At 39.8% G+C, this 12,959-nt stretch carries 13 protein-coding genes; 12 read left to right on the forward strand and 1 reads right to left on the reverse strand.

The window, feature by feature from the left end; genetic code table 11:
• Positions 1-28 precede the first annotated feature (28 nt).
• The 9 genes from H7U04_RS05520 (at position 29) to folP (ending at position 9,298) form a co-directional block, all read left to right on the forward strand.
• Positions 29-766 (forward strand): LytR/AlgR family response regulator transcription factor, encoded by a 738-nt coding sequence (locus H7U04_RS05520; RefSeq protein WP_002891534.1) that lies wholly within the window; start codon positions 29-31, stop codon positions 764-766.
• Positions 767-1,077: 311 nt separating this feature from the next.
• Positions 1,078-2,256: a sensor histidine kinase gene (locus H7U04_RS05525; protein WP_037601828.1), complete on the forward strand. Its 1,179-nt coding sequence runs from the start codon at positions 1,078-1,080 to the stop codon at positions 2,254-2,256.
• A 111-nt stretch (positions 2,257-2,367) separates the two neighbouring features.
• Positions 2,368-3,747 (forward strand): hypothetical protein, encoded by a 1,380-nt coding sequence (locus tag H7U04_RS05530; protein ID WP_201059395.1) that lies wholly within the window; start codon positions 2,368-2,370, stop codon positions 3,745-3,747.
• 164 nt (positions 3,748-3,911) lie between these two features.
• Positions 3,912-4,184, forward strand: a complete 273-nt coding sequence (gene rpsP / locus H7U04_RS05535; RefSeq protein ID WP_002884675.1) for a 30S ribosomal protein S16 — start codon at positions 3,912-3,914, stop codon at positions 4,182-4,184.
• A gap of 11 nt (positions 4,185-4,195) precedes the next feature.
• The gene (locus H7U04_RS05540) at positions 4,196-4,444 is read left to right on the forward strand and encodes a KH domain-containing protein (protein ID WP_002884680.1); all 249 of its coding nucleotides are present in this window, start codon (positions 4,196-4,198) and stop codon (positions 4,442-4,444) included.
• Positions 4,445-4,606: 162 nt separating this feature from the next.
• Complete coding sequence (locus H7U04_RS05545; protein ID WP_201059398.1) at positions 4,607-5,869, forward strand: bifunctional folylpolyglutamate synthase/dihydrofolate synthase; 1,263 nt, start codon at positions 4,607-4,609, stop codon at positions 5,867-5,869.
• Between the two features lie 66 nt (positions 5,870-5,935).
• Positions 5,936-7,780 (forward strand): APC family permease, encoded by a 1,845-nt coding sequence (locus H7U04_RS05550; protein ID WP_110981118.1) that lies wholly within the window; start codon positions 5,936-5,938, stop codon positions 7,778-7,780.
• Positions 7,781-7,925: 145 nt separating this feature from the next.
• Positions 7,926-8,489 carry a GTP cyclohydrolase I FolE gene (gene folE, locus H7U04_RS05555; protein WP_002884345.1) on the forward strand — a complete coding sequence of 188 codons (564 nt, stop codon included), beginning with the start codon at positions 7,926-7,928 and terminating at the stop codon, positions 8,487-8,489.
• A gap of 8 nt (positions 8,490-8,497) precedes the next feature.
• A complete protein-coding gene (gene folP / locus H7U04_RS05560) occupies positions 8,498-9,298 on the forward strand; it encodes a dihydropteroate synthase (RefSeq protein WP_201059400.1) in 801 nt (266 codons plus the stop codon).
• Positions 9,299-9,330: 32 nt separating this feature from the next.
• Here folP and H7U04_RS05565 read toward each other — a convergent pair whose 3' ends face one another.
• Positions 9,331-10,782, reverse strand: a complete 1,452-nt coding sequence (locus H7U04_RS05565) for an alpha-amylase (RefSeq protein WP_110981116.1) — start codon at positions 10,780-10,782, stop codon at positions 9,331-9,333.
• A 223-nt stretch (positions 10,783-11,005) separates the two neighbouring features.
• Between H7U04_RS05565 and folB the strand changes: the two genes are divergently transcribed.
• From folB to murB, 3 genes are all read left to right on the forward strand, one after another.
• Entirely contained in the window at positions 11,006-11,365 is a 360-nt protein-coding gene (gene folB / locus H7U04_RS05570) for a dihydroneopterin aldolase (RefSeq protein WP_070576740.1), read from the forward strand.
• On the forward strand, positions 11,362-11,853 hold the full coding sequence (folK, locus tag H7U04_RS05575; RefSeq protein ID WP_110981115.1) for a 2-amino-4-hydroxy-6-hydroxymethyldihydropteridine diphosphokinase: 492 nt from the start codon (positions 11,362-11,364) through the stop codon (positions 11,851-11,853). Before folB ends, folK begins: the two co-directional genes overlap by 4 nt.
• 189 nt (positions 11,854-12,042) lie before the next feature.
• Complete coding sequence (murB, locus tag H7U04_RS05580) at positions 12,043-12,945, forward strand: UDP-N-acetylmuramate dehydrogenase (RefSeq protein ID WP_022496810.1); 903 nt, start codon at positions 12,043-12,045, stop codon at positions 12,943-12,945.
• The last annotated feature ends 14 nt before the right edge of the window (positions 12,946-12,959 follow it).

The following is a 12,959-nucleotide window of genomic DNA, read 5'->3' on the forward strand; positions in this document are numbered from 1 at the left end:
GTATATTAGAAAGAAAGAGGGAAATAAGATGCTTTCTATTATCGTCCTTGAAGATGATGCCTTGCAGCGTCATCGTGTTGGTCGTTTATTGGACGAAGCAGTTGAGGAGTCGAAGGCCGTTGTTGATGGGATTACTTTTTATGAACAGGGTCAGGAATTGTTAGATGCTGATAGAGGTTCGGGTAAATCCATGGTTTATCTTTTGGATATTGACCTTAAAAATCAAACTAAGCAGGGACTAGATATTGGGCTTGAAATCCGTAAGGAAGACTTGAAAGCACAAATTGCCTTTGTTACAGCTTACTCGGAGTTTATGCCCTTGACCTTCCGTTATAAGATTCAAGCTCTAGACTTTGTCGATAAATCCATGGAAGATGTGGATCTTAAGAGAGCTTTAGTAGAACTTTTAGATTTTGCTTATTCACAGGTTGAGCAAGAAACCAAGGCACAGAGTCTAACTGTTAAAACGGATAAAAATGATGTTAATATTCCTTATGATGACATTTTATACATTGAGACAGCCCCTGTGCCACATAAGTTAATCGCTCATACCAAGTCAAACCTAGTGGAATTCTATGGGAAAATTGCAGAAGTAGCAAAATTGGATGATATTTTCTTCCAAACGCACCGCTCTTTTGTTGTCAATGTGAATAATGTGACAAGTGTGGATCGTACAGCTAATATGGTCTTCTTTGAGGGAAACGAGTCATGCCTCCTATCGCGGACACGTAAAAAGGAACTTTTGGAACGTTTGAAAAATCGTTAGGTCTTAGATTTTCCCCTTCTTCTCTAATCGTTATTGAAAATTTTCTGAAATTCAAGATAATTATTTAATTTTATCTCATCTATTATCAGGAATTGTGATAGAATAGTGTTATGGCTTTTTGCCGTATATTTAGAGATGACTAGAAGGAGGTGGCTAACCATTAAATGATGCTCAATTTGCAAATTGCATTAGAATATCTTTTGCATTTCATTGTCATACAGTGGATCTACGAAAAGACCAGCTTGGTCAAGGTACCACGTATGATCCTTCCTATTGCGTTCCTGGTTGAATGTATAGGGGGAATACTGGGGATGTCATATAATGTCGGTTTGTCCTTTATGACACCGTTCTACCTTCTTTTCTATGCCTATTTCTATGGCAAGGAGAGAACCACCAATATGTTGGCTTTTTATGCCTTCTATCCTCTAGTTCTCTATCTGTTGATTTTTAATGGTTATGCCTACTTCCTGATGCCAGGGTTCGGCATCACATCGGATTTTCTAAACAGAAGTTATCTTTATTTCATTTTCTTTGACCTTTTAATTATTCCAACATTTGTCGCTCTATCCAAGCTCCTTAACATTGATTTTAAATATTTAAGGGTCTTAGAGCGAGATCGTAAATTTGGTCGGATTATGTTTTTCACTAACTTTATCTTGATTAGCTATGTGATTTTGAACTATTCTGTCGTCGTGGCCTCGCGATTTTTTGCCTTGTACTATGCTGGACATGTGATAACCTTAGTGGGGTTTGTAGCTATTTTTTATGCTGTTTACAAGGTTAATAAATATGCAGATGAATTCTTTGAAAATGAGCGTAGAAAAGAAAATCGACGTCACTTGGATGATTTAGAGAAGTATTCTGAGCAGGTCGAAAGTCTTTACGAAACGCTACGCAGTTTCCGTCACGACTATACTAATGTTATGATTTCGCTTAATGAAGCCATCCAGATGAAAGACATTGATCAAATCAAGATGATTTATGATAGTGTCTTGAAAGATTCGGCGTCAGATTTGAAGCAGCAAAAGTTTGATTTGGCAAAATTAACTCGTGTGACCAATATGCCACTTAAGAGTCTTTTATCATCTAAAGTGGCTGAGGCTTTTGATAAAGGTATTCAATGTCATGTGGAGGTTGAAGAGGGGGTCTTCTTCACAGATATGCGTCCACTCGACTTGATTACAATCATATCAATTCTTTGTGATAATGCTATTGAAGCTACTGTATTAGCAGATAAACCAAAATTATCTATTGCTATCTTTAAGATGGAAAATCAATCCGTTATTGTTGTTGAGAATTCAACTAAGGAAGCTTCTATTGATGTAGCTCCTTTGAAACAAAGAGGATTTTCAACAAAAGGAACAGGTCGAGGATTGGGCTTGGCAAATATCGAAGAGATTCTCTTTAGATACGATAATGTCACGCTTGAAACGGAATCAGCACAACACCGTTTTGTCCAATTATTGTCTATTACACCAAAAGAAGATTAATGGGGATTTAATAAGAATTTTTAGAATTCTTGTTAATCCCTATTTTTATGTTAAAAAGTATGGTAAAATAGGGAAGTTAATCATGTGTTTTTTAATTCAGGGGGATTTATTATGTTGAAAGACGAATGGTTAGAGTACTTTGAGGCTGTGAATGGCCGAAAACCAAGACCAATCGACTTTAAAGAAGCCTTGGAACGAGGAGAGTTTGTTCTTTCTGAAGGTGCAGAGGCTCACCAAGTAGCTGATCAAGGAGAATCATCAGCTGACCAACAGTTTGAAGAAGGAACCGCAACTGCCAGAGCACTAGCCCAGTCTCAGAAAGAGCGTGACAACGCGCAAGAGGCTATGGCAAATGCGGCCCAAGAAAAGAGGAAGGCCCTATCTCAAGAGACTGTTGGTCAAGTAAGAACCATTCAGTCGGGCCGTCAGGCTGAGGATATTCAAAAAGAAGAGGAACAACGCAAACGCGTCGCAGAGGCTAAGGAGCGTTTGGCAAGCTATGCGCCAACCCGTCCAGATGCAGGAAATCATTCTGTTAATACCTCGAGTGAGCCTAATCAATCTATTCCAGTTTTCAGTAACCAAGCACAGCATCTTGGATTGTCTGAGGATTTGACAAAACTTGATCATAAGGAAGAAAAAGCAGCTAAGAAGCTTGCTCGTCAAGCTACTCGTGATAAGAAAAAGGCTGAAAAATTAGCTGCTAAAGCTAAATCTAAGGAAGAACAGACAGTTGCCAGACTAGAAAAGAGATTGGAAAGTCAGGTTCGTCTTCTAGAAACGATTCAAAACGCTAATCAAAAATCGCAAAAGGCCAAAAATTGGGGCAAAGGAGCCTTGATTTCTAGTCTTGTTGCTGTTGTTTTGATGTTGCTTGTTGGTGGTGTATACGGTTTTTGGCGTAATGCTTCGGGGAACATTGAGGGAACTTGGGAATTAAAATCGTCTAAGGTCTTGGACGAAAATTCTGGTAAGTTAACCAATGCTCTGAAAGAACATGAAGATAAAGATGAGATTTACGTCTCTTTCCTTAAAGTTGATCATTCTAATAATTTACAAACGCATTCTTACTTCTATAAAAAAGGTGAGGAGGATCAGCCTACTTTTACAGCTTCAGATTATTTGAAGGAATATCAAGTTGTTGATCAGTGGAATAAATCTATTACCTATACTAAAGAAGTTTCAGAATTTAAGCGTGAGTTGACTAAAGTTGTCTCGCAACTTTATCCAAATGCAGATAAGAATCTAGTAGATTACTATATTTCGGATAACGTAGATAACTACCGACTCTACCGTAAAGGAAAACGCACCAAGTCTTATACTGTAAATAAAGATACCATGGTTGTTTCTACATACAACGAGGATGGCAAGTTGACTAGTCGTGATACTTATGAGAAAGTGTCAAAGGCAGCGGCTAAGAGTTTAGAAGCTCAATATGCTGAAGCAAAAGTAGCTTATGAAAAAAATCATAAGACCACAACTAAGAAATAGTCTAAAAGGAAGTTAGAGTCAAACTCTAATTTTTTTTTGTAGAAAATTTAAGTCTGTCAAGTTTTTTTCTTGACACATAAAAATTATATGGTATACTAGTTAGGGTCGAGGGGCGATAAGAGCCCTCACCATAATAAAAAAACTAAAGAAAAGAGATATTAAAAATGGCAGTAAAAATCCGTTTGACTCGTATGGGTTCTAAGAAAAAACCTTTCTACCGTATTAACGTTGCAGATTCACGTGCTCCACGTGATGGACGTTTCATCGAAACAGTTGGTACTTACAACCCACTCGTTGAAGAAAACCAAGTAACACTTAAAGAAGAGCGTGTTCTTGAGTGGTTGTCTAAAGGTGCACAACCTTCAGATACAGTTCGTAACATCCTTTCAAAAGAAGGTGTTATGAAGAAATTCCACGAATCAAAATTCTCAAAATAATTTTTTAGCCTATGGATACCATTGAAAATCTTATTATCGCTATCGTTAAACCTTTAATTGCTTCACCAGATCAGTTGACCATCAAAATCATTGACGGTCCTGAGTTTTTGGAGTACCATCTTGATCTTGCCCCAGCCGATATTGGGCGTGTTATCGGGAAAAAAGGACGTACTATTACGGCGATAAGAGCGATTGTCTATTCGGTACCTACTCAAGGTAAAAAAGTTCGTCTTGTTATTGACGAAAAAGAGAAAGCTTAAGAGGTGACCCTAGGGTTGCCTTTTTTGCATATTTTGGTTATAGACTATAAGTCTTTGGTATAATAAGAATGTCAACTCATTAAGCTCAAGGAAAAACTAGGAATCTAGTTTAAAGGTCAGTTTAATGACTAAGTTGAAGCATTAGCCAAAAAAGGAGTAATTATGACTTATCAGGAAGCATTGGATTGGATTCATGGACAATTAAAATTTGGTATCAAGCCTGGCTTGGAGCGTATGGCTTGGATGCTTAAAGAATTGGGAAATCCACAAAATAATCTCAAGGCTGTGCATATCGTGGGAACAAACGGCAAAGGGTCTACAGTCAATGCCCTACAAACAATTTTTACCCAGGCAGGCTATGAAGTTGGAACCTTTACCTCGCCCTATATTATTGACTTCAAGGAACGAATCTCTCTTAATGGTCAGATGATTTCAGAAGAGGACTTACTTGACTTGGTTAGTCGTGTGAAGCCTGTGGTTGAACGTCTACCAAAAGAGACAGAGCATGAAAATGCGACAGAGTTTGAAATTATCACAGTCTTGATGTTCCTCTATTTTGGTCAGGTCCATCCTGTTGATATCGCATTCATTGAAGCTGGAATGGGTGGCCTTCATGATTCGACTAATCTATTTAAGCCTTTGGCAGTCCTTTGCCCTTCGATTGGTTTGGACCATCAGGCTATTTTGGGAAATACCCATGCTGAAATTGCAGCAGAAAAAGTTGGTGTTTTGAAGAATGGGGCTCCTTTTATTTATGCGACTGACCGTACTGATGTTAGAGATGTTTTCGAGAAGAAGGCGCGTGAAGAAGGGTCCAAGACCTATGAATTGGGGAGAGATTTCACAGCTGAAGGGTCTAGTCATTCCTTTGATTTTACCTATGGGGATCAAAAGTTAGATGATATAGCCTTGGCCATGGCTGGTCAACATCAAGTAGCAAATGCTAGTTTAGCTATTATGGCTTCTTTATTGCTTCAAAAAGATTATCCTAAAGTAACTCCTAAACTCATAAAGGACGCACTAGCTCATGCCAATTGGAGAGGTCGAACAGAATTTTTAAGACCTAATCTCATGATTGATGGTGCTCATAATAATGAGAGTGTTAAAGTTTTGATTGACTTGTTGCAATCAGAGTATGCCAATAAGGAGATTGAACTTCTCTTTGCAGCGATTGATACCAAGCCTATTGACGGAATGCTTGCCCAACTAAAATCGGTTGGTGACTTGACTGTAACGAGTTTTGACTATCCAAACAGTGTTAAATTAGATAAATACCCAGAGGCCTATAAGCAGGTACCAGACTTCAAAACATGGATTAAAGAACATATGACGACTGACAATAAGAAACTTTATGTGGTAACGGGATCTCTATACTTCATTTCTCAGGTCAGAAAATGGGTTTTAGAGCAGGCAAGTGATGGTTAAGACTTGAAAGATGACATTTAGGGGCGTATAATAGCCCTCGTATGTTTTAAAAGTAAGGAGATCACAATGTTTCAACGTCTGAAAAACATTTTAATCGGTGAACCTTTAACTCATGATGATAGTGGTGATGGACACTTATTGTCCAAGATTCAGGCCTTGGCCATGTTGTCGAGTGATGCACTTTCATCTATCGCCTATGGTCCAGAGCAGGTCGTCTTGGTTCTGACAGCTGTATCTAGTGCGGCTATTTGGTGGTCAATCCCTATTGGACTTTTGGTTCTCGTCCTTTTGGCCAGTCTTACCATTTCTTATAGACAGGTTATCAAAGCCTATCCTCAAGGTGGTGGCGCCTATGTGGTAACGACGGAAAATCTGTCTCCTAAGTTTGGCTTGATAGCTGGTGGTAGTCTTTTGGTCGATTACATGTTGACGGTTGCTGTTTCAGTGGCCTCAGGTGCAGATGCCATTACTTCAGCCCTTCCCTTCCTGCATCCTTTCAATCTTGAAATATCAATGATTTTGGTGCTTGTTTTGATGGTTATGAACCTTAGGGGAATGCGTGAATCGGCAAAATCTTTGATGATACCCGTTTATCTCTTCATTGTTTCGACGCTATTCTTGTTGGGATTTGGTTTCTTTCAAATTTTAACGGGTCATATGCCATACGCAGCCACAGCACATTTAGGACAACCAATTACAGGTGTGTCATTGATTCTTATTTTAAGGGCCTTTACTTCAGGTTCTGCCTCATTGACAGGGGTAGAAGCTATCTCTAATGCGGTGCCTTTCTTTAAGAAACCTAAGGCCAAAAATGCAGCTTCAACCCTCTTTATCATGTCTAGCATTTTGGGGGCTATGTTTGCGGGAATTACCTTCCTCAACTGGTGGACAGGTATTACACCTCATGCAGGAGTAACCATCTTGTCACAAATGGCTAGAGAAATTCTCGGTCAGTCATGGATTGGTAGTATTCTATTTTACGTTTTCCAATTCTCTACTGCCATGATTCTTGCAGTAGCGGCTAACACAGGTTTTTCAGCCTTTCCGATGTTGTCCTTTAATATGGCGAAAAATAAATACATGCCTCACATGTACCTTGAAAAAGGGGCACGTATGGGATACTCTAATGGGATCTTGACACTTGCAATTGGTGCCATTACCCTTTTGTTTATTTTCCGAGGAAATACGGAACGGTTGATTCCACTTTATACCATCGGTGTATTTATTCCATTTGCTCTTTCTCAAACGGGGATGGTTATCCATTGGATTCGTGAATATGGTAAGGGATTCTGGAAACACTCTTTAGCTAATATCTTGGGTGCCCTCATTTGTTATGCTATTGTTCTCATTCTCTTCCTTTTCCGTTTAGGAGATATCTGGCCATTCTTCCCAATTATTGCAATCTTGATGTGGATGTTCCTTAAGATTAAAAAACACTATAATGGTGTTGCTCAACAGTTGCGTATTGATGGAGCGGTAGAAGAACACCATTATCAAGGAAATATTGTTCTTATCCTCGTTGGGAATGTTACCAAGGCTAATATCGGAGCTATTTCCTATGCACGTTCTATTGGTGACAAGGTTATCGCCATGCATGTATCTACTAAGGATACTGAGAACAAGGACAAGGAAACTGAACAAGAGTTTAAAAAATATTTCCCTGAAATTGAGATGGTTCATATCCAATCACCGTACAGCTCAATCACTCAGTCAACCATTCAGTATGTGGACGAGGTCGCCACTCAAGCTGAGAAGGATAATGCGACTCTGACAGTCATGATTCCTCAGTTTGTGCCTAAAAAATCATGGCAAACCATGCTTCATAACCAGATGAGTTTGCGATTGAAATATTACCTCAAATGGCGTGAGAATATTGTCGTTTCATCCTATTCTTACCACTTGAAAGACTAAAAAATATAAGCGAAGATAACCTCTATATGAAAGGTAGTCTTCGCTTTTTTTGAGGTTTAGGTAGCTAGGAAATCTCATTTTTTGCAAGAAAAATCCAGCAAAATAAGGTATAATAGATAGTATTATAACGTTGCAAGAGGAAATTATGGCAAATCAAGAAAAAGTAGAACAAGCAGTCTATCAACTATTGGAAGCTCTAGGTGAAAATCCTGAGCGTGAGGGACTTTTGGACACACCAAAACGTGTGGCTAAGATGTATGCTGAGATGTTTTCAGGTCTAAATGAAGACCCTAAGGATCAATTTACAGCTGTCTTTTCAGAAGTCCATGATGAAGTTGTCCTTGTCAAGGATATTCCTTTTTACTCTATGTGTGAGCACCATTTGGTTCCATTTTATGGTAAGGCCCATGTGGCTTATTTGCCAAGTGGAGACAAGGTGACAGGACTTTCCAAATTAGCGCGTGCGGTTGAAGTAGCTGCTCGTCGTCCACAGTTGCAAGAACGTCTTACGGATCAAGTTGCTACAGCACTTGAAGAAGCTCTGAATCCTCGAGGAGTTTTTGTCATGGTTGAAGCAGAGCACATGTGCATGACCATGCGAGGCATTAAGAAACCAGGAAGTAAGACAATCACAACTGTCGCTAAGGGCCTTTATAAAGAAGACCGTGAAGAACGCAAGGAAATTCTTTCATTGATGCGTGATTTTTAGGAGTTAAGATGTTTATAGGCAAACATGAGATTGCAGGTAAGGCCTGTATTATGGGAATCTTGAATGTCACCCCTGATTCTTTCTCAGATGGTGGCGATTTTGACACTGTAGAGGATGCCTTGGATCAAGTTGAGCGTATGATTGCCCAAGGAGCTAGCATTATCGATGTGGGTGGTGAATCCACAAGGCCTGGAGCAGAATTTGTCACTGAGGAAGAAGAGATTGCTCGTATCGTTCCAGTTATTCAGGCTATCAAGGCAAAATATGATGTGCTTATCAGTATTGATACCTATAAGACAGCCACTGCTAGAGCTGCTCTTGAAGCAGGTGCAGATATTCTAAATGACGTCTGGGCTGGACTTTATGATGGTCAGATGTTAGCTTTAGCAGCTGAAAAGAATGTGCCGATTATCCTTATGCATAATCAAAAAGAAGAAGTATACAATGATGTCACAGAAGATGTCTGTACATTCCTCAGTCAACGTGCTCAGGCCGCCTTGGAAGCAGGTGTGGCCAAGGACAATATCTGGATTGATCCAGGCTTTGGATTTGCTAAAAATGTCCAACACAATATTGATCTGCTAAAAGGCTTGGACAAGGTCGTTTCCTTGGGCTATCCTGTTCTTTTTGGAATTTCTCGTAAGCGAGTTGTGGACTACCTACTAGGTGGGAATACTCAAGCTAAGGATCGCGACCAGGGGACAGCTGCCTTATCTGGCTATGCAGTTACCAAAGGATGTCAGATTGTTCGTGTGCATAATGTTGATGCCAATCGTGATATTGTTAAGACCATTTCAGGGATTTTATGATACTAAAAAAAGCTCGATTGAGCTTTTTTTTCTTAGTCTTGAATTGTCCAAACGCTGACAGATTTTTCAGAAACTGGGAAGTCTCCCCATCCGTCTTCGTCAATGGTTACAGTATCAGAGCAGTTTCCAAGAATGTCATAGAAGGTTTGGCCGGCCCAATCACTACCAATTTCCATAGACTTGCTGTTAGCAGCATCATTAGAGATTGTTACAGCTAATGGAGTGCCATCTTCGTTGCCAGAGCGTGTCCATCCAATACAGTTTGGATCATCAAAGTAGTCTGTTTGCTCTCCGTAAGCTAGGTCTTTACGAGCGTAGAGCAAGGTATCTAGAATCTCTTGGAAATTTTCTTGGGCAAATTCACCTTCAATGCCATAGTAGTCACCATAAAATAGGCAAGGAAGACCGTCTTCACGGAGAAGAATGAGAGCATAAGCAGCTGGTTTAAACCATTCTTCAACAGTAGATTCTAGAGCTTGTCCGCGTTGAGTGTCGTGGTTGTCTACGAAGGTCACGGCATGTTCAGGATGATTTTTGACCAAGGAATGCTCGAAAATTGTTGTTAAATCATAATCAGCTCCCGCTGTGCTAGCGTTGTGTAGATTGTTGTGGAGGGAAACATCGACGAGGTCAAAACGTTTTTCAATCTTTTCAAGATAGGTATTGTTATCCTCCTCGTTACCATTCCAAAATTCACCAAAGACATAGAAATCCTGACCTTGTTTTTCTTTGACATCGCGAATAAAATTACGCATAAAGAAAGAATCAATGTGCTTAACGGCATCCATTCGGAACCCTTGAACGCCTGTTGTTTCAACGAACCAGTCTGCCCATTCGTAAATATTTTCAATAACTTCAGGGTGTTTATAGTCTAGGTTGGCATACATAAGGTAGTCGAAGTTACCATTTTCGTTGTCAACCAAGTCGTTGTCTGCCCAGCCTTTGTTGTCACCTTGGATAAGATAGATACCACTTTTATTACGTTTGGCATCGAAGTCGGTTCCGTTAAAGTGGTACCAGTGCCATTCAAAATCGTTGTAGGCTTTATTACGTCCGTCAAAGGTGAAATGTGTCCAGCCTTCGATTTCAAATGGTTCGCTGATCTCTTGGGTACGGTCTTCTGGGTCAACTTCGACCACTTCGAAGGTCTCAAGTTTATCTGCTGCCGCCTTGTGATTAAGCACAACGTCGGCCATAGGTACAATACCAACTTCTTTGAGTTGGTTGATAGCATTGAGATATTCTTCTTTGAGGCCGTATTTGGTGCGGACTGTTCCTTTTTGGTCGAATTCTCCAAGGTCAAAGAGGTCATAGACCCCGTAACCAACATCATCTTTGTTTGTAGCTTTAAAAGCGGGTGGCATCCAAACGTGGCTGATGCCTAGGTCTGCTAAATGTTGGGCATCTTCAGCCAAATTGTTCCAGTGTTGACCGTCACTTGGGAGATACCATTCAAAATATTGCATTGCGGTTTGATTTGTCATAGTTTTTTTCCTTATTAGTTGAGATAGTCTTGCTTATAATTCAGGAGTCTCTTTTTAGCTCCTGTGCCTATATTTTACCAAATCAGAAGATTTATGCAATCGATTGCATAAAATGTAAATGCACTAACTTCAGATCTGTCTAAAATATCATACTAATTAGAGACCAACTTTTCAACTGTTTTGTGCTAGAATAAAGAAGAGTCTAGTGTCTTAAGGAGAAACTATGGATAAAATTATTTTAAATGGTTGCCGTTTTTATGGTTATCACGGGGCTTTTGCTGAGGAGCAGACCCTAGGGCAAATTTTTGTGGTTGATTTGGAATTGACTGTTGATCTAACTAAGGCTTCACAGAGTGACAATCTAGATGATACGGTTCACTATGGTTTGGTTTTCGAAGCCGTGCAAAAACAAGTGGAAGATAAAAAGTACATTTTGATTGAGCGTTTGGCGGGTGCGATTTGTGAGGATTTATTTGAACAATTTGCACCTATTCAATCTATTAAAGTTCGAATTACCAAGGAAAATCCACCAATTAATGGGCATTATAAGAGTGTTGGTATTGAATTGGAGCGTAGCCGATGACAAGAGTTTATTTGAGTTTGGGATCTAATATGGGTAATCGTCAGGACTATCTCCAAAAAGCTGTGGAGGCCTTGAATGACTTACCTGAGACAGAGGTTAAAGCAGTATCTTCCTATTATGAAACGGCTGCTTGGGGACTGACAGAACAGGCTGATTTTTTGAACCTTGCCTTGGTCTTAGAGACTCAGTTGCCGGCTGAAACCTTATTAAGTTATTGCCAGAAAATTGAAAAAAATCTTGACCGCGTTCGTCATGAGCATTGGGGGCCTCGGACAGTAGATATTGATATTCTTCTATATGGGCAGGAAATCTGGGAGACTGAGCACCTTAAAGTGCCCCATCCTTATATGAGTCAGAGAGCTTTTGTTTTGGTTCCCTTGATAGAAATAGCAGATGATTTGGTTGACCCTAAAACTGGCCAAGCCTACAAAAAATATTTGAGTCAATTAAACACTAGTGATGTCCGTAAATTGGAAGTTATGGACTAGCTTTGCGTGAAATTCCTTGTCGTCAAGATGGGGATTTTTTGCTATAATTAATCTTGGCTTTTTGCCGTATTTTTCTTTTTATTTTTAGGGAAAAATACTAACTCATTTTTAGGTAGTGATAGTAATATGGGGAAGTCTATCACGATACCTACAAAGAAATAAATGTATAGAAAAAGTATGGAAAATAACATGTTAGATGAACTTAAAGAAGATTTAGTGGGGATTGATATTCGTTTCGACGAACCCTTAAAACGTTATACATATACCAAGGTTGGTGGTCCAGCGGATTATTTGGCCTTTCCACGTAACCGCTATGAACTCTCTCGTATTGTCAAATTTGCTAATAAGCATGACATTCCTTGGATGGTGCTCGGTAATGCCAGTAATTTGATTGTCCGTGACGGTGGTATCAGAGGTTTTGTGATTATGTTTGACAGACTTAATGGTATTGCTGTTAATGGTTATCAGATTGAAGCTGAAGCGGGGGCTAATTTGATTGCGACAACCAAGGTGGCTCGTTTCCAAAGTTTGACTGGTTTTGAATTTGCAGCGGGGATTCCAGGTAGTGTTGGTGGTGCCGTCTTTATGAATGCGGGTGCCTATGGTGGCGAAATTGCCCATATCTTGGTTTCTGCTCAGGTTCTTACAAAAGACGGTGATATTCGTACGATTGACGCAAGAGATATGCGCTTTGGTTATCGTCGTTCAGTGCTCCAAGAAACAGGAGAGGTGGTTATTTCAGCTAAATTTAACCTCAAACCAGGAGACTACGAGCAAATCAAGAATGAGATGAACCGTCTTAATCACTTGCGAGAGCTTAAACAACCTCTTGAATACCCTTCATGTGGTTCGGTCTTTAAACGCCCACCAGGTCACTTTGCAGGTCAGCTAATTATGGAAGCTAACCTCAAGGGACATCGTATCGGCGGTGTCGAGGTGTCAACTAAGCATGCTGGTTTCATGGTCAATGTTGATCACGGAACAGCTAAAGATTATGAAGACCTTATTGCAGATGTTATCGCCAAAGTTAAGGAAAATTCAGGTGTTACACTAGAGCCTGAAGTACGTATCATTGGCGATAAATTAAACTAATAAAACCCTATCCC

The sequence above is a fragment of the Streptococcus sp. 22.1 genome, assembly GCF_016648645.1.
GTDB lineage: Bacteria > Bacillota > Bacilli > Lactobacillales > Streptococcaceae > Streptococcus.